Origin of the sequence: Streptomyces sp. NPDC046759 (assembly GCF_040645475.1) — a bacterium.
Classification (GTDB): Bacteria; Actinomycetota; Actinomycetes; order Streptomycetales; family Streptomycetaceae; genus Streptomyces.
Genome location: NZ_JBEYYJ010000022.1, coordinates 102,439 through 121,410 on the forward strand (window position 1 = coordinate 102,439; position 18,972 = coordinate 121,410).

The window sequence follows — 18,972 nt, forward strand, 5'->3', positions numbered from 1 at the left end:
TCAGGCATTGGGCGCGAGATCCGTTCCGGCGCCCCGGCGGCGTACGGCCACGAGGTCGGTGCGCGGCTCCTGCGTGGACGGCGCCACGGCCGTACCGCACGCGTCGGCCGTCGTACCGCACGCGCCCTCGTGCGAGCCGCCACCCTCGTGCGAGCCGCCACCCTCGTGCGAGCCGCAGCCCTCGTGCGAGCCGCAGCCCTCGTGCGAGCCGCAGCCCTCGTGCGAGCCGCACACGGAGCCGCAGCCTCCCGAGGCCGCCGCCCGGTGTTCCGGCAGCGTCACCTCGCCGGCGCCCTCCACCTCGAAACCGGCGTCCGCGATCATCTCCAGGTCGGCCTTGCCGGCCTGGCCCTCGCTGGTCAGGTAGTCCCCGAGGAAGACGGAGTTGGCCAGGTGCAGCGCGAGCGGCTGCATCGAACGGAGGTGGACCTCGCGGCCGCCCGCGATACGGACCTCCACGTCCGGGCAGACGAACCGGACCATCGCCAGGATCCGCAGGCAGCGCTGCGGGGTGAGGTTCCACTCCTTGGCCAGCGGGGTGCCCTCGAACGGGATCAGGAAGTTCACCGGCACCGAGTCGGGGTCCAGTTCACGCAGCGAGAAGACCACGTCCACCAGGTCCTCGTCGCTCTCGCCCATGCCCGCGATCAGACCGGAGCACGCGGACAGGCCGGCCGCGTGCGCCTTGTTCACCGTGTCCACCCGATCGGCGTAGGTGTGGGTGGTGGTGATGTCCCCGTACGTGGACTCCGAGGTGTTGAGGTTGTGGTTGTAGGCGTCCGCACCCGCCTCGCGCAGCCGTTCGGCCTGGCCGTCGGAGAGCAGACCGAGGCAGGCGCACACCTCGACCTGCTCGTTCTGTTCCTTGATCGCCTTGATGGTCTCCGAGACCCGGTCCACGTCCCGGTCCGTCGGGCCGCGTCCGCTGGCCACCAGGCACACCCGCTTGGCGCCTCCCGCGAGGCCGGCCGCGGCCGCCTCGGAGGCCTCGTCGGGCTTGAGCCACGTGTACTTCAGGATGTCGGCCTTCGAGCCGAGCCGCTGCGAACAGTAGGAGCAGTCCTCCGGGCACAGGCCGGACTTGAGGTTCACCAGATAGTTGAGTTTCACCCGTCGCCCGAACCAGTGCCGGCGCACCTTTCCGGCCGCGGCCACCACATCGAGCAGGTCGTCGTCGGAGGTGGCCAGAACGGCGAGCGCTTGCTCGCGGGTCGGCAGCTCGCGCCGAAGCCCCTTGTCCACCAGCGTGTTCAGCAGGTCCATGAGGCCTGATCCTGTCCTACCGGACCGCCCTGGGCCAAGGAGAGTTTGCACAACGGAGACGGTTCACCGTGTGGGTATTGCCACACCTCGGGTGGCCGTTCGTGCCGCTAGTGTCTGTCCGCTACCTACAAAAGCCCCGGAGGACCCATGGCGTTCGGCTGGATCGACGAGCAGGCCGAGGCGCGCCGCCGCGCCGGGCTCGTACGCACCCTGCGCCCGCGCCCCGCCGAATCGCCGCTGCTGGATCTGGCGAGCAACGACTACCTGGGCCTCGCCCACCACCCCGAGGTCACCGAGGGAGCCGCCCGGGCCGCACGGACCTGGGGCGGCGGCTCGACCGGGTCCCGTCTGGTCACCGGCACCACCGAGCTGCACACCGAGCTGGAGCGCGAGCTGGCCGCCTTCTGCGGCTTCGAGGCGGCGCTGGTCTTCTCCTCCGGTTACGCCGCCAACCTGGCCGCGGTCACCGCGCTCGGCCCGCACGGCTCGCTGATCGTCTCCGACGCCGGCAACCACGCCTCCCTCATCGACGGCTGCCGGCTCGCCCGCGGCGAGCGGCAGGTCGTCGGGCACGCCGACCCGGAGGCCGTGCGCAAGGCGCTGGCCACGCACCGGGGGGCGGCGATCGTGGTCTCCGACACCGTGTTCTCGGTCGACGGCGACCGGGCTCCGCTGGCCGCGCTGGCCGGGGCGTGCCGGGAGCACGGCGCGGGGCTGGTGGTGGACGACGCGCACGGTCTCGGGGTGCTGGGGGACGGCGGCCGGGGCGCGCCGTATGCGGCGGGGCTGGCCGGTGCCGCGGATGTGGTCGTCACGGCGACCCTGTCCAAGTCGCTGGGCAGTCAGGGCGGCGTGGTGCTCGGCCCGGGGCGGGTGATCGACCATCTGGTCAACGCGGCCCGGACCTTCATCTTCGACACGGGCCTGGCCCCGGCGGCGGCGGGCGCCGCGCTCGCTGCACTGCAGCTGCTGATCCGCGAACCGGAACGCGCGGCGCGCGCCCGTGAGGTGGCCGCCGAACTGCACGCACGGCTGACCGCCGCGAGTCTGGAAGCGGTGCGGCCGGACGCCGCGGTGGTCTCCGTGCGGGCCCCGTCCCCGGAGCAGGCGGTGCGCTGGGCGGCCGACTGCCGCGCCGCCGGGCTGGCCGTGGGCTGCTTCCGCCCACCCTCCGTGCCCGACGGCATCTCACGGCTGCGGCTGACCGCCCGGGCCGACCTGTCCGGGGCCGAGATCGAACGCGCTGTACGGGTGATCTGCGAAACGCGACCATGAGTCGGCGTGACACGGCCGTGCTCCGCAACAGAACGATGATGAGTGACCGATTCTGATCGGATGATGATCGATAGCCGTCGGTTGTCGGTCGTTGTCGGTCGTTGATCGGGCGCTGATCAGAGAAGGGTGACGAATCCGGCCCAGGCCGCGGTGGAGAAGAGCAGTGCGGGTCCGGTGGGGCTCTTGGAGTCGCGCACGGCGAGCAGCCCGGCCCAGGGGCCGGAGCGCGGCCGGGCCGTCTCCACGCAGTTGTTGGCTCCCGTGCTGTAGCTGCTGCGCAGCCAGCGCACGTCGTGCAGGTCGGTACTGGCAGGGACGTTCCGAGGCAGAGCTGACATGGTGCCTCCTTACGCGCCGTCACCTATCCCGGCGATGTAATCCAACGTTTCCTCGGGTGAAAGGGCGTGCATGCGAAGGGTGTCGAAGGCCTCTGAGTAGGCCATGAGGTCTTCTTTCCGTTCCAGGTAGAGGCTACTCGTCAACTGGTCGAGAACAACTACATCCAGATCAGAAGTGCTCGGAAATGAGAAGATAACGAAAGGTCCGGTGAGGCCGACATGCGCCCCGGCGCCGAACGGCAGCACCTGGAGCCGGACTTGGGGCAGCCGGGCGGCCTCCGTAAGGCGCTCCAGCTGCCGGGCCATCACCTCGGGGCCGCCGACCTCGCGCCGCAGCACCGCCTCGTCCAGCACCGCGCTCAGCCTCAGCGGCGGATTCGTGCGGAGCACGTCCTGCCTGGCCAGGCGCACCTCCACCAGCGTGTCCAGGCGTTCGTCGTCCAGGTCCTTCACGGCCGCCCGGGTCACCGCGCGGGCGTACTCGGGCGTCTGCAGCAGACCGGGTACGACCGTGGTCTCCAGCGTGCGCATCGCGCTCGCCTGCGACTCCAGGCTGATGAAGTCCCGGTAGGTGGGGGGCAGCACTCCGCGGTAGGCGTGCCACCAGCGGTCCCGGTCGCCCGTCTCCTCGGACCCCGCCAGCATCAGCAGCAACTCGCGCAGCTGCCCGTCCCGCACCTCGTAGGCGTCGAGCAGTAACCGCACATCGGCTGGTTTCACCCCGCTGGCGCCCGTCTCGATTCGGCTGACCTTCGACTGGTGCCAGCCGACCAGCCGGGCCGCCTCACCGCTGGTGAGCCCAGCACTGGTACGCAGCGTGCGCAGTTCGGCGCCCAGTTTGCGGCGGCGCACTGCCGGCCCGTTCTGCATGGGCTCCTCCTTACTCCTTCCGGGCCGCCCAAATACGGTCTCCCGTCGTAGAGTTCACCGCTTCGGGCGACAGATATATGCATATCTTGGTGGATCGCTCCCCGTCACCGGCCCGGTGATGGCAGTCTGACGAGCAAGCACCAGTCCGGGACCGTACTCGAACCATCCGCTCCGTGTCGGACTGCGGTCCCGTGGGAAAGGGACGACGTCGCCATGGCAGACCATTTGGAAGCATCCGTCACTCTGCCGAGCGATCCCGCCTCGGTGTCCGCCGCCCGCACCTACGTCGTGGGCACGCTCGCGGAGTGGGGCCTGCCGTCGGACACCGACGTGGCCGACACGGTTCGGCTCATCGTCTCCGAACTCGCCACGAACGCCGTACAGCACACCTTCGGTCAGTCACCCACCTTCACGGTCGACATCGCGCTGGACCGTGACGAACATCTACGCATCGGCGTCACGGACAGTCATCCGCGCTTTCCGAAGAGACTGCCTGCCGCCGTCCAGCAGGACAACGGCCGCGGCATGGTCATCATCCGCTGGCTCACCGCCGAGTGCGGCGGCAAACTCCGCGTCCGCCCCACCCGGGAGGGCGGCAAGACGGTCTCCATCGAGCTCCCCTGGGCCACCCCGGCCGAACCGGTCCCGGCAGCTGGCCCCCAGGAGCCGTAGCCCCCCGGCGGGGCGGGCGCGGCGCTGGACCGGTGCTGCTCTCTCCGGGCCGTCTGCCTGTGTCGGGCGGCGGCGCCGGGGATGAGGGTCCGTGCGGGGCGGTGCGTGGCGGTCGGTGTGGGGTCGTCGGCGAGTGGTATGGGGCCCAGGGGGCGAGGGCCGGTGGCGGCGGCGGGGTGACGGGCTGTCGGTGAGGGGTGTGGGGGCGGGCGGGTTCGGAGCGTCGGGCATCGGAACGCGGGGCCCGCGGTGACGCCGGTCGCGACGGGCTGGTGGCGATGGGGTACGGGTACGAAGGGTGTCGTCGGGTGAGGGGCCGGTCGCCGGAGCCGGGGTGACGGCTGCTTGGCGAGAAGGGGCCGGGGGAGTGGCGCGCCGGCGGTCGTGTCCCTGCGGTGACGCCGGACATGAGGACGAGTGGCCTGGTGGCGTTCGGGGCGGTGACTGGTCGACGGCGCCCGAGGATCGGCGCCCCAGCGAGACGGTGCCCCTAGGGGACGGCGTGCCGCCGCGACGCCGGGCAGGCGGTCGCGGCGCCGCGGGCCGCCCACGGGGCCGCCCACGGGCTCCGGGCGGGTACCGGGGTGGCGCTGACGGGCGGGAGCGGCCCTCTGACCGGAGCTGCTCCCACCCTCTGGCGAGTCAGCTGACCCGGCCGTACCAGACGCTCCTGGTCCAGATCTTCTCGAGCCTCACCACGGACCCGGTCTTCGGCGCGTGCCAGATCTTCCCGTGGCCGGCGTAGATGCCGACGTGGTAGACGCTGGAGCCCGAGTGGAAGAACACCAGGTCGCCGGCCCTGCGGCTGCCGGCGGAGATGTGGTGCGTCTTGTTGTACTGCTGGGCGGCGGTGCGCGGCAGGGTCTTGCCCGCCTTCTTGAACGAGTAGAGCGTCAGCCCCGAGCAGTCGAAACGGCGCGGCCCGGTGGCTCCGTACTGGTACGGCGAGCCCTTCTTGGAGGCCGCGACCTGCAGTGCTTTCGTCGCGAGTGTCGCGGCCGAGGCATCGGTGGCGAGACCCGGGACCGCGATCGAGCCACCGACGGCGGCAAGGGTGAGGGCCGAGGCCGTGCCGGCCCGGGCCATGAGCGACGGGACACGATTGAGCGCAGTCATGCGCAACCCTTCGTCAGCCGCCTGTGAAGGATGACCTGTCGGATTCGGGCTGGCGAAGTTGCCCGGCCGCGTTGCCGCGGCTTCACCCCAAGGGCTGCTCGGAACCTCGGCCCGTCTGTGACTGCCAGACGAACGTCCGCTCCGGCGACCCGTCTTGCTCGGGTCCTCCACTCCTGCCGATCCACTCCTGTCGACCGGTCATCCGGGCGGCGGCAGGACTCGGCGTCCGCCCGGACCGCCCCGCCGCGGTGGCGGGGGCTTGTCGTCAGACAGGGATCTTGGCTCACGGCAGTCTGAAAATCCCAATGGAAACGGGGATTTGTGGCATTACTCACCACTCACCCGTTCGGGTGGACAGTGCCGTGTTCGAGACGACGTCAGAACCCGGGCGTAGCCCCGGACCTGGGACGAAGCCCCTGCTTCCGAGTGTCCGACGTGCACGGTGCGCAACCCGAAAGGCCGCGAGAACGATCTCGACGTCCACCGGTCGGCGGTAGGTCGTTCGGGTCGTTTCACGTCCCGTTCGGGCGGAGCGTGTCGACACTCGGGTCCGGTCCGGCCGGTCGGACGTCCGGCTCAGCCGACGCCGTCGGGCGGGAGCGCGACGCGCGCGGTACGGCGTTCACCGTCCAGCACCCGCAAGGCCCGTGCCAGCGTGTCCCCGTGGACCTCCGTCTCGCCCCGCTGGTGCATCAACGCGAGGGCGTCACGCAGCTCTGCGGCCTTGCGCACCAGCGCCTGGGCCGCGCGCAGCCCGCGATACGTGTCCCCGCCGTGCGCGGGATTGACGCGGCCCAGCAGGTCGGCCGCCTCCAGGTAACGGTCGATCAGTTCGCCCTCGGCGCGCGTCAGCGCGGGCAGCGGCGGCAGGTCCGGCAGCATCGTCGGCTCACCTCGGGTCCGGTGCGCCGGGGATGCTCCGCCGGCTGGGCACGATCGCGTCGACCAGGCCGTAGGCCACGGCTGCCGGGGCGTCGAGGACCAAGTCCCGTTCCAGGTCGCGGTGCACCTGTTCGTCCGTGCGCCCCGTGTGCCGGACCAGCATCTCCTCCGTCAGTGCGCGGACCCGGGCCAATTCGTCCGCCTGGATCAGCAGGTCGCTCGGCTGGCCCTGAACGGGCTCGGGGAGCCGGGGCTGTGCGATCACCACGCGCGCGCCGGGCAGGGTGAACCGCTTGCCGGGTGTGCCGGCCGCGAGCAGCAGCGCGGCCTGGGAGGCGGCCTGGCCCAGGCAGTAGGTCGCCACGTCGCAACTGACGTAGCGCATCGTGTCGTAGACGGCTGTCAGCGCGCTGGACGAACCGCCCGGAGAGTTGACGTACAGCGTGATGTCCCGTTCCGGGGCCGCGTGTTCCAGGTACATGAACTGCGCCATCACGTCGTTCGCGGCCGCGTCGTCCAGCGGCGTTCCCAGGAAGACGATCCGGTCCTCGAAGAGCTTGCCGTAGGGGTCGAGCGTGCGCACGCCGCCGCCGGTGCGCTCGGTGAACTCGGGCAGGACATGACGGGCGAACGCTCGGGACATGGGCACACCCCTTCTCATCGCCCAGCCGCTATCGGCTCGGCGTCTGTAAAAAATGTACAGGACGTACGTGACGGTATGATGGGGGTATGGCCTACGAAATTCCGGTGACGCAAGCCAGGGCTGAGCTCGCCGACCTGATCAACCGCGTCGTGTACGGCGGTGAGCGCGTCGTCGTGACACGGCACGGCAAGCCGCTGGTCGCGCTGGTCTCGGCCGCCGATCTGGAGCGGCTGGACGCGCTCGACGAGCCGGCGGAGGAGCAGGTCATCAGCTCGGTGTCGGGCGTCCGTGAGGCCCGTTCCGCCGGGCGCGAACAGCAGCGGTTCGGGATCGCCGCCGAGCATCGCGGTCCCGGCACCTCCTGATGCGCGCCGGTATCGGGGGCCCCATCGCGCGGTCATCGGCGGATCAAGGTCTGGTTAACGTCGCTGAAACTCCGGCGAACTAGCCTGCAGATCCACGTCATCAGGGGTTTTCTGCCCGGATCGAGGGCGATCCCGGGGTTTGTCTGCGTGTTTTTTTTACACCTATCCCCGTCGTGATGGCTGCGGCAACCGGACCCCGCACGGTCCGGAGCAAGGACTGTGAGGTGGGACGTGCAACTGACCCCGCACGAGCAAGAGAGGCTGCTGATCCACGTGGCGGCCGACGTCGCCGAGAAGCGCCGGGCCCGCGGGCTCAGGCTCAACCACCCGGAAGCGGTCGCCCTCATCACGTCGCACATCCTCGAGGGAGCGCGTGACGGCCGTACGGTCGCCGAGCTGATGTCCTCCGGCCGCAAGCTCCTCACGAGGGACGACGTCATGGACGGGGTTGCCGAGATGATCCACGACGTTCAGGTGGAGGCCACCTTCCCGGACGGCACCAAGCTCGTCACCGTCCACGAGCCGATCATCTGAGGGGCGCGATGATTCCCGGAGAGATTCTGTTCGCGGACGACCCCGTCAGCTTCAACGCCGGTCGCGAGGTCACTCGTCTGACCGTCCTCAACGCCGCCGACCGGCCGGTCCAGGTCGGCTCCCACTACCACTTCGCCGAGGCCAACCCCGGCCTGGAGTTCGACCGTGCCGCGGCCCGCGGCAAGCGGCTGAACATCGCCGCCGGCACCGCCGTGCGCTTCGAGCCCGGCATCCCCGCCGACGTCGAACTCGTACCCCTCGCCGGCGCCCGGGTCGTGCCCGGTCTGCGCGGGGAAACGGGGGGTGCGCTCGATGCCTGAGATCTCCCGCGGCGCCTACGCCGACCTGTTCGGCCCCACCACCGGTGACCGCATCCGGCTCGCCGACACCGACCTGCTGATCGAGATCGAGGAGGACCGCTCCGGCGGACCCGGCAGCTCCGGCGACGAGGCGGTCTTCGGCGGTGGCAAGGTCATCCGCGAGTCCATGGGCCAGTCCCGCGCGACCCGCGCCGACGGCACCCCGGACACCGTGATCACCGGCGCCGTCGTCGTCGACCACTGGGGCGTCGTCAAGGCCGACGTCGGCGTCCGCGACGGCCGGATCACCGGGATCGGCAAGGCCGGCAACCCGGACACCATGGACGGCGTCCACCCCGACCTGGTCATCGGGCCCGAGACCGAGATCATCGCGGGCAACGGACGGATCCTCACCGCCGGTGCCATCGACGCGCACGTGCACTTCATCTGCCCCCAGATCGCCGACGAGGCGCTGGCCTGCGGCATCACCACCCTGGTCGGCGGCGGCACCGGTCCCGCCGAGGGCTCCAAGGCCACCACCGTCACCCCCGGCCCCTGGCACCTGGCCCGGATGTTCGAGGCGATGGAGGCCTACCCGGTCAACGTCGGCTTCCTCGGCAAGGGCAACACCGTCTCGCACGAGGCGATGCTCTCCCAGATCAGGGGCGGCGCCGCGGGCCTGAAGCTGCACGAGGACTGGGGCTCGACCCCGGCCGTCATCGACGCCGCGCTCACCGTCGCCGACCGCACGGGCATCCAGGTCGCCATCCACACCGACACGTTGAACGAAGCCGGTTTCGTCGGCGACACCCTGGCCGCGATCGCGGGCCGCGGCATCCACTCGTACCACACCGAGGGCGCCGGCGGCGGGCACGCGCCGGACATCATGACGGTGGTCTCGCAGCCCAACGTGCTGCCCAGCTCCACCAACCCGACCCGCCCGTTCACCGTCAACACCGCCGAGGAACACCTCGACATGCTGATGGTGTGCCACCACCTCAACCCGGCGGTCCCGGAGGACCTGGCGTTCGCCGAGTCCCGGATCCGGCCGTCCACCATCGGCGCGGAGGACGTCCTCCACGACCTCGGCGCGATCTCCATCATCTCCTCCGACTCCCAGGCCATGGGCCGCGTCGGCGAGGTGATCCTGCGCACCTGGCAGACGGCCCATGTCATGAAGCGAAGGCGCGGCGCACTGCCGGGGGACGGACGGGCGGACAACCACCGGGTACGGCGTTATGTCGCCAAGTACACGATCAACCCCGCCCTCGCCCAGGGCCTCGACGCCGAGATCGGCTCCGTGGAGACCGGCAAGCTCGCCGACCTCGTGCTGTGGGAGCCCGCCTTCTTCGGCGTCAAGCCGCTGCTCGTCATCAAGGGCGGACAGATCGCGTACGCGCAGATGGGCGACGCCAACGCCTCCATCCCCACCCCGCAGCCGATCCTGCCCCGCCCGATGTACGGCGCGATCGGCCGGGCCCCGGCCGCCAACTCGGTCAACTTCGTCAGCCAGTTGGCGATCGAGGACGGCCTGCCGGAGCGGCTGGGCCTCGGCAAGCGGTTCCGGGCGATCGGGTCCACGCGTGCGGTGACCAAGGCCGACATGCGGGAGAACGACGCCCGGCCCGACGTCCGGATCGACCCCGACAGCTTCGCCGTGCACATCGACGGCGAGCTGGTCGAGGCGACGCCTGCCGCAGAACTGCCCATGGCCCAGCGCTACTTCCTCTTCTGATGGGCAGGGCAGCACTCCTCGTCCTGGCCGACGGCCGCTTCCCCGCCGGAGGGCACGCGCACTCCGGCGGGGCGGAGGCCGCCGTCAGGGCGGGCCGGATCAGCTCCGCCGCGAGCCTGGAGGACTTCTGCCGGGGCCGGCTGCACACCGCCGGTCTCGTCGCGGCGGCACTGGCGGCCGCCGTCGTTCTCGGCGCGGATCCCGGCGAGATGGACGCGGCGGCGGACGCCCGCACGCCCTCTCCGGCCCTGCGGACCGCCGCTCGCCGGCTCGGGAGGCAGCTGCTGCGGGCCGCCCGGGCGGCCTGGCCCTCGGGCGAACTCGACGCGCTGGCCCAGCAGTTCCCCAAGGGCGCACACCAGCCGGTGGTCCTCGGGCTCGCCGCGCGGGCGGCCGGCCTCGCCCCGCAGGACGCGGCGTACTGCGCGGCGTACGAGAGCGTGAGCGGGCCGGCGACGGCGACCGTGCGCCTGCTGAGCCTGGACCCCTTCGACGCCACGGCGGTTCTGGCACGGCTGGCCGCCGAGCTGGACCGTGTCGTGGACCGGGCCGTGGCGGCGGCACACGCCGTGCGCGACGAGGGCGTCGACGCGCTCCCCGCGGCCTCGGCGCCGCTGCTGGAGGTCATGGCCGAAGGGCACGCCGCTTGGCCGGTACGGCTGTTCGCCTCCTGACCTTCCACCCCGTCGCCGTACTCGCTCGCCCGGGCGACGGGCGACCGCCCCACCCGGGCCACCGAACGAGTGGCCCGGCCTCTCGCACCCCAGGAGCCGTACATGCACCTCGACCACACCCACGACGGCCCCGCCGCCCTCAGCGCGGACGCGCACCGCCCCGACGGCTCGCCCCGCGCGCTGCGCATCGGCCTCGGCGGCCCCGTCGGCTCCGGGAAGACCGCGACCGTCGCCGCGCTCTGCCGGGCCCTGCGCGACGAGCTGTCGCTCGCCGTCGTCACCAATGACATCTACACCCGCGAGGACGCCGAGTTCCTGCTGCGGGAGGCGGTACTGCCGCCGGAGCGGATCACGGCCGTGGAGACGGGCGCCTGCCCTCACACCGCGATCCGCGACGACATCTCCGCCAACCTCGAAGCCGTGGAGGACCTGGAGGACGCGGTCGGCCCCCTGGATCTGATCCTCGTCGAGTCCGGCGGCGACAACCTCACCGCCACCTTCTCCAAGGGGCTGGTGGACGCGCAGATCTTCGTGATCGACGTGGCCGGCGGGGACGACATCCCGCGCAAGGGCGGCCCCGGTGTCACCACCGCCGACCTGCTCGTCGTCAACAAGACCGACCTCGCGCCGCACGTCGGCTCCGACCTCTCCCGGATGGCCGCCGACGCCAAGGCCCAGCGCGCCGAACTTCCCGTGGTCCTGCAGTCCTTGCGCAGCGAGGACGGTGTCGCGGAAGTGGCCGCCTGGGTGCGCGGGCGGCTCGCCGCGTGGACGGCATGACGGCCACCGGGGTGCGGGCGCACGCCCGGATCGTCGCCCGCGCCGACGGCCGCGGCGGCACCGCGCTGCCGGTGCTGGCGGGCGAGGGCCCGCTGGCCCTGCGCCGCGTCCGGTCCGGCGGTGCCGAGGCGAGGGTCATGGTCGTCGGTGCGATGAGCGGCCCGCTCGGTGGCGACCGCCTCGCGCTCACGGCCAGCGTGGCGCAGAGCGCCCGGCTGCACGTCGGCTCGGCCGCCGCCACCCTCGCCCTGCCCGGCCAGGCCGGGGGCGAGGCCCGCTACGACGTACGGCTCGACGTGGCCGAGGGCGGCGAACTGCGCTGGCTGCCGGAACAGTTGATCGCGGCCCGCGGCAGCGACCTGCACGTCACCACCCGGGCCGAACTCGCCGCGGGGGCGCGGCTGGTGCTGCGCGAGGAGCAGGTGCTCGGGCGGGTGGGAGAGGAACCCGGGCGCCTCACCAGCCGCCTGACCGTGCGGGTCGCCGGCCGGACGGTGCTGGACCAGGAGCTGGCCTGTGGGCCTGGGGCGCCGGGTGGCTGGGACGGTCCGGCGGTGCTGGCGGGGCACCGGGCGGTGGGGCAACTCGTGGTCGTGCGGCCCGAGTACGAGGACCGACCGGTCGAGACTCGGATGCTGGACGAGTGCGCTGCCCTGACACCGCTGGCCGGCCCGGCGGCCCTGGTGAGCGCCGTGGCACCGGACGCGCTGAGGCTACGACGGCTCTTGGACGAAGCACTGGCAGGGCTCAGCTGAAGCGCCCGTGGAGGGGCGTGGGAACGGCGCGGAGCCAGTGCTCTGACCGCATGGGTTCGCCGGGTCGCCGGGTCGTGGCCGGCGGGCAGGCGGGCACCGACGCGGCATCGTGCCTGCGGGGTGGGAGCCGCCTGGCCCTGGGGCCGCTGGACGGCTGACCGGGGGCTGGGGGTGTCGGTGATCGTGGCAGATGCCGGTCATGGCCGCGGCGTCTCGTTCCGGCTCGCGCCGGAAGACCGCCACCGGGCCTGCGCCCGTGGAGCCTCTGCAGGACAGCAAGGGCACGACGACCTCGGCACGACAGCCGCCACCGGCGGTCGATCCCTGCCGGCCGGTGCAACCAGCACCCGGCCCAGCACTACCGGCAGGCCCTGCCACTGTCGCATGACGGTGGAGCTGGCGGGACTCTTCGAGTGAAAAAAGCGGAGCAAGCCCACCTGACCGGCGGTTCGCTGATTGTTGGGAAGGTCCGCAAACCATACGTTCGGCTCCAGCGCTCACAGCGGGGGCGCCCGCGCACAGAGTTTCGTCCGCATCTGCCACAGACCACAAAGCCGAGAGGAACAGTCATGCACCTGATCCGCGGCGTTCTCGCTGCCGCAACGGTGGCGGCTTCCGCCTCAGCCATCGGCGTGCCCTTCTTCTTCGCGGACTGGACACCACGGAGTGCCGATGCCACGCAGGTCCGCATGGTCAGCGCCGCCGGCCTCTCGTGGGGCAGAGCCGAATCGTCCCAGTCACCCCCGGAACCGGTCCCGCAGCAATCAGCGCTTCCCTGCTGGAGCTACGGCGGCCCTTACTGCGGCTGGGTGAGAACGTACTGGGGCGGCTGCGACAAGGAGTGGGGCCTGAGCTACGGGGTCAAGGACCCCAATTGGCTCTGTCCCCATGACCCGCTTCCGAGCGCCTCGGCCAGCGCCAGTTCCTCCGCCTCCGCTTCCGCCTCCGCCTCCGCGTCGCCCTCGGCCTCCTCTGGAGGCAACCAGGGAAACAACGCGGGAAGCAACGAGGGAAGCAACGAGGGAAGCAGCGACGGCTCGGTCGCGCTCGGCCGTTTGGCCGGACCCCCGCACTCGTCCAAGCACCACCACTCGGCCAGGCCCAGCGCCACGGCCGAGCCCAGCCCCATGGTGCAGGCCAGTCCCACGGTGACGTCCAGCCACGGGGGCCACGTGCGCCACCACCGCAAGCCGCACTCGCTCCCGGCCGGGCCTTCCGAGACACCTCCGGCGACCAGTGGCAGCGACGAGGCGCAGCCGCCCGCGGCGGTCGGCCCACAGGGGCTGCCGTCGGCGGAGAACCCGCCCGGCTCGCCCTCCGATGGCCACACCGGGGTCGGCCGGCCGGCACCGGACGACGAGCCGAATGTCGCCGGCCAGGCGGACGACGAGGACGATTGAACCGGCTGGCGAGGCCGATTGAACCGGCTGGTCAGGCCAGAAGTCAGCATCGGAGCCGGCGCAGGAGTCGCCATGCCGGCCGGACGGGACCGCCGGCGCTCCGGTAACCCTTGTCCGGCCGGCAGGTGGCGCGGGCCTGCACGAGAGCGTGGGTGATACCGCTCTCCCGGGGGGGCACGGGGGTCGTGGACAGCGCCGGGCAGTGTGGGCGGCGGGGGCGGCGTGGGCGGCAGCCACCAGCAGGCGGCCCGGCAGGGCGGCGAGATGCTGCGCGTTCACGCTGTGCCGTCCGTACCTGCCGGAGCAGTGGAGGACGGTCGCCCCGCGATGCGGTCGGCGGGCAGCAACGTCCTGCCAGGGGAACGTGGACCTTCGTCAACCCGGCCGCGCATCTGGGCGAGCGAAAGAGCCGGACCGGCCAGGACCTGGCTCGGGTGACAGGCGCGCCCCACCGGCGCCGAGGGCTTCGCGCACGTCAGGGCGGCCCCTGACGTGACGTCAGGGGCCCGGGGCGCTGCTGGTTCCCCTTGCCGGTTCCGCTTGTGTCGGTCGAGTATCAGTCGGCAGATGAACGACGTCGGCGAAGCCAGGCCGTGGCCAGCGTTCCCAGAAGGACCAGCAGAGTGCCGACCCCGATCGCGATGTTCTTCGCGCTCAGCAGGCCGGTGCTCCAGCCGGCGGCCGTGCTGTCACGGGGAACTGGGGAAAGGGCGCCCGCCCCGGGCAGCGGGGAGCCGGACGAGCCCCTCCCGTTCGGAGTCGCACCGCCATGCGGAGGAGCGCCGTTCCCGCGTTCTGCGTCGTCCTTCCCGCTGTCGCAGTGGGCGGCCGGGAAGGGAAAGAGCCGCCGGTGATTGTCGAAGGCCTTCACCTCGAAGAGCGGGTGCACCCTGTAGAAGGCACGGATCCTGAACTCGTACTGACTTGTGGTCTGGGTGGGGTAATTGACGTTCAGGTACGTCGAGACGGAAAAGGTGGTCCACGGCGCCACCGGTGACGAGGCCGATCCCGTGTCCCCTTGGAGGACGGTGGCCTCCGGCCCGCGCCGGCCATTGGTCAGAATCGCCCTCAGGGTCTTGTCGATGAGCACGACGCCGCGGGGACTGTGGCAGGGACGCCATGGGCCGTGGGGCCCGTCGTCGTCATCGTCTTCCTGGAGCCGCAGGGAGGTGTACGCGTGCGGAGCAGAGGCCTGCGCGGCGACGCATGGCGACGGCGACACGAGGGCGAAAACCGCACCCGCCAGCGGCGCTGCAACCCAGGCTCGAAGATTCATCCGATGACCTCCATGGGTGGCGGACGCAGGCGGCCGCCTGCTGGGTGACACATCCGAATCTCACAAGAAGGTAAGAGAAATCAGCTCGTCAGACCGTGAGCGTCTTCGGGGAGCCGCGATCCTTGTCACTCAACCGCAGCAGTGTCGGCGTCGCTGGTGGGTCGTGGGCGGCTCCGGGTGCGCGCCACGGTGGGCGGCGGACCGTGGGGCGGCCGCCTTCCCGAGGGCGGGCCGTGGTGTGGAACACCGCCGACTCCGGTTGCCCGCCAGGTCCACGTGCAGGTCTCCCCACGCGGCTTCAGCGGCGAGGCCGTCAAGTCCTCGAGGCGGAGCAGACGACACGTCACCGGCCGTTGCCGCAGCGACAATTGCCTCACACAACCGGTGGCGGTGCGGTCGCGGTACCCGCAGCGCATCCCATGGCGACCGGACTTCCCGACACGAACATGATCATCCGGTTATCGGATTGGTAAAGATGGGCCGCGACCCCTGTTCTCGGACGGCTCACAGCGGAGAGGATCCCCGGGCTGACCACTCGCAGTGATCCTGATGTAGGGGGAGGGCCCACTTGAGGGACAACAGACCGAAGAGCCGCCTGCTGGCGCTCGGTTCGGCCGGAGCGCTCGTCACCGCCACCCTGATCGCCGGCGCCGTCTCGGCTCCCGCGGCCAGCGCCGCCGGCCGGACCGGCCAGGACCGGGAGGCACAGGGCGCCGCCATCGCCGCCGCCCGCGCCGCCAAGGCGGGCATCGACTGGCAGGACTGCCCCGCCGACTGGGGGTTCGCGAAGCCCATCCAGTGCGGCTGGGTCAGCGTGCCCGTCGACTACGCCCACCCGTACGGCAAGCAGGTCAAGCTTGCCGTCGACCGTATCGGCAACACCGGCACCAAGGGTGAGCGTCAGGGCTCGCTCGTCTACAACCCGGGCGGCCCCGGCGGTTCGGGTCTGCGTTTCCCGACCCGGGTGACCAACAAGAACCCCGTCTGGGCGAACGTCGCCAAGGCCTATGACTTCGTGGGCTTCGACCCGCGCGGCGTCGGCCACTCGGCGCCCATCTCCTGCGAGGACCCGCAGGAGTTCGTGAAGGCGCCGAAGATGGACCCGGTGCCGGACACGGAGGCGGACAAGACCGCCCAGCGCAAGCTGGCCCGTGAATACGCGGACGGCTGCCTGGAGCGCACCGGCCACGCGATGCTCCAGCAGATGACCACGCCGAACACCGCCCGCGACCTGGACGTCATCCGTGCCGCCCTGGGCGAGAAGAAGCTCAACTACCTCGGCGTGTCCTACGGCACCTACCTCGGCGCCGTGTACGGCACCCTCTTCCCGGGCCACCTGCGCCGCATGATCGTGGACAGCGTGGTCAACCCCGCCCGCGAGAACATCTGGTACCAGGCCAACCTGAACCAGGACATCGCCTTCGAGGGCCGCTGGAAGGACTGGGAGGACTGGGTCGCCGCCAACGACGCCGCCTTCCACCTCGGCACCACCCGCGACGCCGTCCAGGCCAAGTGGCTGCAGCTGCGCGCCACCGCCAAGAAGAGCCCCATCGGCGGGGTCGTCGGCCCGGCCGAGCTGATCTCCTTCTTCCAGAGCGCGCCGTACTACGACTCCTCGTGGGTGCCGGTCGCCACGGTGTTCAGCAAGTACGTCGCCGGTGACACCAAGGCGCTGGTCGACGCCGCCGCCCCCGACCTGTCGAACACCGCCGGCAACATCTCCGCGGAGAACGGCAACGCCGTCTACACGGCCGTCGAGTGCACCGACGCCAAGTGGCCCACCAGCTGGACGAAGTGGGACCGGGACAACACCCGGCTCAACAAGGACTACCCGTTCATGACCTGGGCCAACGCCTGGATGAACCTGCCCTGCGCCACCTGGCCCGTCAAGCAGCGGACCCCGGTCGACGTGAAGACCCACAAGGGTCTGCCGCAGGTGCTGATCGTGCAGTCCACGCGGGACGCCGCCACCCCGTACGAGGGTGCCGTCGAACTGCACAAGCGGTTCCAGGGCTCCCGGCTGATCACCGAGAAGGACGCCGGCTCGCACGGTGTGACCGGCCTGGTCAACCCCTGCATCAACCAGCGTGTCGAGGCCTATCTGCTCGACGGCAAGCTGGACGGCGCGGACGTGACCTGCGGCCCGCACGCCACGCCCAAGCCGTAACCGGGCCCGTGCGGTGACGAGGGGCGGCCGGAGAACCCGGCCGCCCCTCACTCATGCCGCGAGCCAGGCGTCCTCCGCGGCGTAGTCGAACAGATCCGGACTCACCTGGGCGAGGAGCGGGAAGCACTCCCGCCAGTCCCGCCCGGAGGCCAGTACCTCGGTCAGCCACTGCACCGTCTCCGGCAGGCTCCCGGCGTACGACACCACCGGCCGGTGGCCCAGCTCACGTTCGGCGGCGGACATGTCGGCGACGATCGGAAGCGCCGACGTCCACGGGGTCCCGCCCACGGAACCCTCGGGCGGACCGTCGAGGAACGTCGTCTCCGTCTCCACGCCCATCACCGCGTCGACCGCCGCGCCGATCTGGGCGACCGTCGGCGCCTCGCCGTCGCAGGCGTTGAGCACCCGGGAACCGGGCCGGGCCGCCGCCAGCCGCACCAACTCGGCGATGTTCCGGGTGCTCGCCGGATGGAACCGGCTCTCACCCCGGTGGGCGAGCACCCGCATGCGCCTGCCGTCCAGATTCCGCTTCACGAAGTACAGCTCACGGGGGAGCGGACTGTGCCGCCCGTGCACCGCGCCCGGCCGCAGCACGGTGACCGGCAAGCTCGCGCCGTCCGCGAGGAGTTCACGTTCCAGCGCGGCCTTCCGGGTGCTGTACGACATCTCGCCCGGAGCCACCGTCGGCTGGCTCTCGGGGATCGGCACCGGATAGGCGGGCACGCCGTCCGGCTCGTGCAGCGTGTCGAAGTTCCGGCCCTTGCCGTCGTCGTAGACGGACACACTGGAGATCACGACCGCCGAGCCGACACGGCCCCCGAGAGACGTCAACTGCCGGGCGTGGGACGCGTCGTAGGCGACCACGTCGACCACCAGCTCGCAGCCGTCGCCGATCACTCGGGCCAGGGCCGCGTCGTCGGTGCGGTCCAGCCGGACCGTCCGCACCCCGTCGTCCCACGCCTCGTCCCGGCCGCCGCTGCGCGAGGCCGCCGTCACCTCCCAGCCGTCCCGCACCAGCGCGTTCACCGTCGGACGGCCGATCTGCCCGCTCGCCCCGATCACCACAGCCCTCTTCATGCGGCGAGCCTACGCAAGCGGGCCGCCCGAGCCGAGGATCTTCTGCCGACGGCAGAGGCGGTCAGCTCAGCGGTGTCCGCGGGAACCTGCGCTCCCTGCCACCCTTCTGCGCGGCCTGCTGCTCCTTGACGACGGCGGCGTACTCGTCGACGTACTCCTGACCGGACAGCGTCAGAATGGCGTAGATGATCTCGTCGGTGACGGCCCGCAGGACCGCCTTCTCCCCCTCCATGCCGGCATAGCGGGAGAAGTCGAGGGGCTTGCCGAAGCGAATGGTGACGGGGCGGATGCTCGGGATGACCTTCCCGGGCGGCTGCGCCTCGAAGGTGCCGATCATGGCGCACGGAACCACCGGCACCCCGGCCCTCAGCGCCATCACGGCGACACCGACCTTGCCCTTGTAGAGCCTGCCGTCGTGCGAACGGGTGCCCTCCGGGTAGATCCCGAGCAACTCGCCCCTGCCCAGCACCTTCAGGCCCTCGCGGATCGCCGCCTGCCCCGCATCCTTGCCCGAGCGGTCCACGGGGATCTGCCCGGCGCTGCGGAAGAAGAACGCGGTGAGCCGGCCCTTGAGCCCCGGACCGGTGAAGTACTCCGCCTTGGCGAGGAAGGTGATGCGGCGCTTGAGCATCGCCGGCATCAGGAAGTGGTCGGAGAAGGACAGATGGTTCCCGGCGACGATCGCGGGTCCGGAGGCCGGCACGTGCTCCAGACCCTCGATGCGGGGCCGGAAGACGAGTCTCAGCAGGGGGCCCAGCAGCACGTACTTGAGCAGGTAGTAGAACACGGCTCGCTCCTCACATCACCAGCCACCCCTTGAGACCGACGTCTCCCAGGTCAGCGCAGCGATC

General features: G+C 71.4%; 20 protein-coding genes and 1 riboswitch. Of the genes, 11 read left to right on the forward strand and 9 right to left on the reverse strand.

Features of this window, described 5'->3' with window-relative positions:
• Entirely contained in the window at positions 1-1,263 is a 1,263-nt protein-coding gene (gene bioB, locus ABZ919_RS27415; protein ID WP_361252790.1) for a biotin synthase BioB, read from the reverse strand.
• 147 nt (positions 1,264-1,410) lie between these two features.
• On the opposite strand from bioB, the gene ABZ919_RS27420 reads away from it, so the two are divergent.
• A complete protein-coding gene (locus ABZ919_RS27420) occupies positions 1,411-2,538 on the forward strand; it encodes an 8-amino-7-oxononanoate synthase (RefSeq protein WP_361252792.1) in 1,128 nt (375 codons plus the stop codon).
• A gap of 116 nt (positions 2,539-2,654) precedes the next feature.
• Here ABZ919_RS27420 and ABZ919_RS27425 read toward each other — a convergent pair whose 3' ends face one another.
• Together ABZ919_RS27425 and ABZ919_RS27430 are read right to left on the reverse strand one after the other, a co-directional pair.
• The gene (locus tag ABZ919_RS27425; protein WP_361252794.1) at positions 2,655-2,876 is read right to left on the reverse strand and encodes a DUF397 domain-containing protein; all 222 of its coding nucleotides are present in this window, start codon (positions 2,874-2,876) and stop codon (positions 2,655-2,657) included.
• 9 nt (positions 2,877-2,885) lie between these two features.
• Positions 2,886-3,746 carry a helix-turn-helix transcriptional regulator gene (locus ABZ919_RS27430; protein WP_361252796.1) on the reverse strand — a complete coding sequence of 287 codons (861 nt, stop codon included), beginning with the start codon at positions 3,744-3,746 and terminating at the stop codon, positions 2,886-2,888.
• Positions 3,747-3,959: 213 nt separating this feature from the next.
• Here ABZ919_RS27430 and ABZ919_RS27435 point away from each other — a divergent pair, with 213 nt between their 5' ends.
• A complete protein-coding gene (locus ABZ919_RS27435) occupies positions 3,960-4,418 on the forward strand; it encodes an ATP-binding protein (RefSeq protein ID WP_361252798.1) in 459 nt (152 codons plus the stop codon).
• A gap of 642 nt (positions 4,419-5,060) precedes the next feature.
• On the opposite strand, the gene ABZ919_RS27440 is transcribed toward ABZ919_RS27435, so the two are convergent.
• The 3 genes from ABZ919_RS27440 to ABZ919_RS27450 all read right to left on the reverse strand — a co-directional run bounded on the left by ABZ919_RS27440 (position 5,061) and on the right by ABZ919_RS27450 (position 7,059).
• The gene (locus ABZ919_RS27440; RefSeq protein ID WP_361252800.1) at positions 5,061-5,534 is read right to left on the reverse strand and encodes a C40 family peptidase; all 474 of its coding nucleotides are present in this window, start codon (positions 5,532-5,534) and stop codon (positions 5,061-5,063) included.
• A 3-nt stretch (positions 5,535-5,537) separates the two neighbouring features.
• Positions 5,538-5,691, reverse strand: a riboswitch (cyclic di-AMP (ydaO/yuaA leader).
• A 419-nt stretch (positions 5,692-6,110) separates the two neighbouring features.
• The gene (locus ABZ919_RS27445) at positions 6,111-6,416 is read right to left on the reverse strand and encodes a hypothetical protein (RefSeq protein ID WP_361252802.1); all 306 of its coding nucleotides are present in this window, start codon (positions 6,414-6,416) and stop codon (positions 6,111-6,113) included.
• Between the two features lie 7 nt (positions 6,417-6,423).
• On the reverse strand, positions 6,424-7,059 hold the full coding sequence (locus ABZ919_RS27450; protein WP_361252804.1) for an ATP-dependent Clp protease proteolytic subunit: 636 nt from the start codon (positions 7,057-7,059) through the stop codon (positions 6,424-6,426).
• 86 nt (positions 7,060-7,145) lie between these two features.
• Here ABZ919_RS27450 and ABZ919_RS27455 point away from each other — a divergent pair, with 86 nt between their 5' ends.
• The 8 genes from ABZ919_RS27455 (at position 7,146) to ABZ919_RS27490 (ending at position 13,601) form a co-directional block, all read left to right on the forward strand.
• Positions 7,146-7,424: a type II toxin-antitoxin system Phd/YefM family antitoxin gene (locus tag ABZ919_RS27455; RefSeq protein WP_361252806.1), complete on the forward strand. Its 279-nt coding sequence runs from the start codon at positions 7,146-7,148 to the stop codon at positions 7,422-7,424.
• Between the two features lie 231 nt (positions 7,425-7,655).
• Positions 7,656-7,958 carry an urease subunit gamma gene (locus ABZ919_RS27460; protein WP_361252808.1) on the forward strand — a complete coding sequence of 101 codons (303 nt, stop codon included), beginning with the start codon at positions 7,656-7,658 and terminating at the stop codon, positions 7,956-7,958.
• Positions 7,959-7,966: 8 nt separating this feature from the next.
• On the forward strand, positions 7,967-8,278 hold the full coding sequence (locus ABZ919_RS27465) for an urease subunit beta (protein ID WP_361252810.1): 312 nt from the start codon (positions 7,967-7,969) through the stop codon (positions 8,276-8,278).
• A complete protein-coding gene (locus ABZ919_RS27470) occupies positions 8,271-9,992 on the forward strand; it encodes an urease subunit alpha (protein ID WP_361252812.1) in 1,722 nt (573 codons plus the stop codon). Before ABZ919_RS27465 ends, ABZ919_RS27470 begins: the two co-directional genes overlap by 8 nt.
• On the forward strand, positions 9,992-10,666 hold the full coding sequence (locus tag ABZ919_RS27475; RefSeq protein WP_361252814.1) for an urease accessory UreF family protein: 675 nt from the start codon (positions 9,992-9,994) through the stop codon (positions 10,664-10,666). The genes ABZ919_RS27470 and ABZ919_RS27475 overlap by 1 nt, the downstream gene beginning before the upstream one ends.
• 102 nt (positions 10,667-10,768) lie before the next feature.
• Positions 10,769-11,446 (forward strand): urease accessory protein UreG, encoded by a 678-nt coding sequence (gene ureG, locus ABZ919_RS27480; protein ID WP_361252816.1) that lies wholly within the window; start codon positions 10,769-10,771, stop codon positions 11,444-11,446.
• Positions 11,443-12,201 carry an urease accessory protein UreD gene (locus ABZ919_RS27485; protein ID WP_361252818.1) on the forward strand — a complete coding sequence of 253 codons (759 nt, stop codon included), beginning with the start codon at positions 11,443-11,445 and terminating at the stop codon, positions 12,199-12,201. The genes ureG and ABZ919_RS27485 overlap by 4 nt, the downstream gene beginning before the upstream one ends.
• 809 nt (positions 12,202-13,010) lie before the next feature.
• The gene (locus ABZ919_RS27490; protein ID WP_361252820.1) at positions 13,011-13,601 is read left to right on the forward strand and encodes a hypothetical protein; all 591 of its coding nucleotides are present in this window, start codon (positions 13,011-13,013) and stop codon (positions 13,599-13,601) included.
• Positions 13,602-14,157: 556 nt separating this feature from the next.
• Here ABZ919_RS27490 and ABZ919_RS27495 read toward each other — a convergent pair.
• Entirely contained in the window at positions 14,158-14,877 is a 720-nt protein-coding gene (locus ABZ919_RS27495; protein WP_361252822.1) for a hypothetical protein, read from the reverse strand.
• Positions 14,878-15,445: 568 nt separating this feature from the next.
• Here ABZ919_RS27495 and ABZ919_RS27500 point away from each other — a divergent pair.
• Positions 15,446-17,044 (forward strand): alpha/beta hydrolase, encoded by a 1,599-nt coding sequence (locus ABZ919_RS27500; protein ID WP_361252824.1) that lies wholly within the window; start codon positions 15,446-15,448, stop codon positions 17,042-17,044.
• Positions 17,045-17,095: 51 nt separating this feature from the next.
• Here the strand turns inward: ABZ919_RS27500 and ABZ919_RS27505 are convergent, their stop codons facing one another.
• Together ABZ919_RS27505 and ABZ919_RS27510 are read right to left on the reverse strand one after the other, a co-directional pair.
• The gene (locus ABZ919_RS27505) at positions 17,096-18,121 is read right to left on the reverse strand and encodes an NAD(P)-dependent oxidoreductase (protein ID WP_361252826.1); all 1,026 of its coding nucleotides are present in this window, start codon (positions 18,119-18,121) and stop codon (positions 17,096-17,098) included.
• 61 nt (positions 18,122-18,182) lie between these two features.
• Positions 18,183-18,908, reverse strand: coding sequence for a lysophospholipid acyltransferase family protein (locus ABZ919_RS27510; RefSeq protein WP_361252828.1), 726 nt, complete (start codon positions 18,906-18,908; stop codon positions 18,183-18,185).
• Positions 18,909-18,972 lie beyond the last annotated feature (64 nt).

Excerpts from the sequence above, each read along its gene's own strand:
- ABZ919_RS27475 (WP_361252814.1), top strand. The coding sequence starts at position 9,992 with ATGGGCAGGGCAGCACTCCTCGTCCTGGCCGACGGCCGCTTCCCCGCC.
- ABZ919_RS27450 (WP_361252804.1), bottom strand. The coding sequence starts at position 7,059 with ATGTCCCGAGCGTTCGCCCGTCATGTCCTGCCCGAGTTCACCGAGCGC.
- ABZ919_RS27470 (WP_361252812.1), top strand. The coding sequence starts at position 8,271 with ATGCCTGAGATCTCCCGCGGCGCCTACGCCGACCTGTTCGGCCCCACC.
- ABZ919_RS27465 (WP_361252810.1), top strand. The coding sequence starts at position 7,967 with ATGATTCCCGGAGAGATTCTGTTCGCGGACGACCCCGTCAGCTTCAAC.
- ABZ919_RS27445 (WP_361252802.1), bottom strand. The coding sequence starts at position 6,416 with ATGCTGCCGGACCTGCCGCCGCTGCCCGCGCTGACGCGCGCCGAGGGC.
- ABZ919_RS27440 (WP_361252800.1), bottom strand. The coding sequence starts at position 5,534 with ATGACTGCGCTCAATCGTGTCCCGTCGCTCATGGCCCGGGCCGGCACG.
- ureG (WP_361252816.1), top strand. The coding sequence starts at position 10,769 with ATGCACCTCGACCACACCCACGACGGCCCCGCCGCCCTCAGCGCGGAC.
- bioB (WP_361252790.1), bottom strand. The coding sequence starts at position 1,263 with ATGGACCTGCTGAACACGCTGGTGGACAAGGGGCTTCGGCGCGAGCTG.
- ABZ919_RS27505 (WP_361252826.1), bottom strand. The coding sequence starts at position 18,121 with ATGAAGAGGGCTGTGGTGATCGGGGCGAGCGGGCAGATCGGCCGTCCG.
- ABZ919_RS27425 (WP_361252794.1), bottom strand. The coding sequence starts at position 2,876 with ATGTCAGCTCTGCCTCGGAACGTCCCTGCCAGTACCGACCTGCACGAC.
- ABZ919_RS27455 (WP_361252806.1), top strand. The coding sequence starts at position 7,146 with ATGGCCTACGAAATTCCGGTGACGCAAGCCAGGGCTGAGCTCGCCGAC.
- ABZ919_RS27485 (WP_361252818.1), top strand. The coding sequence starts at position 11,443 with ATGACGGCCACCGGGGTGCGGGCGCACGCCCGGATCGTCGCCCGCGCC.
- ABZ919_RS27495 (WP_361252822.1), bottom strand. The coding sequence starts at position 14,877 with ATGAATCTTCGAGCCTGGGTTGCAGCGCCGCTGGCGGGTGCGGTTTTC.
- ABZ919_RS27420 (WP_361252792.1), top strand. The coding sequence starts at position 1,411 with ATGGCGTTCGGCTGGATCGACGAGCAGGCCGAGGCGCGCCGCCGCGCC.
- ABZ919_RS27430 (WP_361252796.1), bottom strand. The coding sequence starts at position 3,746 with ATGCAGAACGGGCCGGCAGTGCGCCGCCGCAAACTGGGCGCCGAACTG.
- ABZ919_RS27435 (WP_361252798.1), top strand. The coding sequence starts at position 3,960 with ATGGCAGACCATTTGGAAGCATCCGTCACTCTGCCGAGCGATCCCGCC.